2 protein-coding genes are annotated in these 1,329 nt (G+C 68.9%); both read right to left on the reverse strand.

The window, feature by feature from the left end; all coding sequences use genetic code 11:
- On the reverse strand, positions 1-843 hold an 843-nt coding region (locus ACFWGZ_RS41000), incomplete at its 3' end, for an ABC transporter permease (protein ID WP_382456973.1).
- 107 nt (positions 844-950) lie between these two features.
- Positions 951-1,329 (reverse strand): glycosyltransferase family 2 protein (locus tag ACFWGZ_RS41005; RefSeq protein WP_382456974.1); only part of this gene is annotated, 379 nt, incomplete at its 5' end.

A 1,329-nucleotide genomic window follows, 5' to 3' on the forward strand; every position in this document is an offset into this window, starting at 1 on the left:
GTGCGGCGGGAGATGACTCGTGCCGAAACTGTCGATGAGCGCGAACCGCATCAGGTCGATGAAGACGGCGGCCGGATTGCACTCCAGCACCACCATCACGGCATGCGGGACCCGGTCCCCCTTGAGTATCGTGTCGACGCTCCACATGACCCCCGAGGCGTACATCCAGGTCCGCAGGACGAACGGCATCAGCTGGGCGATGTCCGGGGTGCGGGCGGCCAGCCGCGCCACCACCATGGAGAGCCCGGTGTTGAACAGCGCCTGGAGGAACAGCGCCGGGACGGCGAGCAGCCAGGAGGGCCGGGGGTACTGCCCGAAGCCCACCAGGATCAGCACCAGCGCGCCCAGCGAGAAGAGCAGCTGCTGGAGCTGTTGCAGGGCCAGTGCGATCGGCAGCGAGGCGCGCGGGAAGTGCAGCGCCCGGACCAGCCCCAGATTCCCGGAGATGGCCCGCACCCCGGCCATGACGGAGCTCTGGGTGAAGGTGAAGACGAACACCCCGGTCACCAGGAACGGGATGAAGACCTCCTGGGTCATTCCCTTCCGGGTGCCCAGGATCAGCCCGAAGATCAGGAAGTAGACCAGGGCGTTGAGCAGCGGCGTGGCCACCTGCCACAGCTGGCCGAGCTTCGCCTGGCTGTACTGGGCGGTCAGCTTCGCCCTGGAGAACGCCATGATGAAGTGGCGCCGGCCCCAGAGCTGCCGGATGTACTCGAGGAGCCCCGGCCGGGCGCCGCTCACCGTCAGGCCGTACTTGGCGGCCAGCTCGGCCGGGCTCAGGCCGTCGTCGACGGATGGCGGGGTGCTCAGGGAGACCGCACCGTCGTGGGTTGTGTCACTCACCAGATGAAACTCTCGTATTCAAGATGCGCAGCCAGTCTCGGGCGCGGCTCGGAGCGGACAGATCCCGTAGGGAGAACGTACGTCCCATGCTCTCAGAGGAGAACCTCTCAGATCACGGGAGGGCGGCCGAGGCGGGTCAGCCGCCAGACCGTGCGCCACTTCATCGGGCGGCGGGTTCCGCAGGGGGTGGTCCACCCCTCCCGGAAGCCGCCGAACCATGCCTTCAGCGCCGCTCCGGACGGCCTGCGCAGCAGGGTCAGCAGCAGCCACACGCCGAGGTAGACCGGCACCAGGGGGAGGGGCAGGTGGCGGCGGGCCAGCCAGACCCGGTTGCGGGCCGTCATCCGGTAGTAGACCGCGTGCCGCGAGGGCGCGGTGGTGGGGTGGTCCAGCACCATGTCCGCGCGGTAGTCGATCATCCAGCCGGCGTCCAGTGCCCGCCAGGCGAGGTCGGTCTCCTCGTGCGCGTAGAAGAACTCCCCGGGC

Source organism: Lentzea sp. NPDC060358, assembly GCF_042725365.1.
In the GTDB taxonomy this organism is placed as follows: Bacteria; Actinomycetota; Actinomycetes; order Mycobacteriales; family Pseudonocardiaceae; genus Lentzea.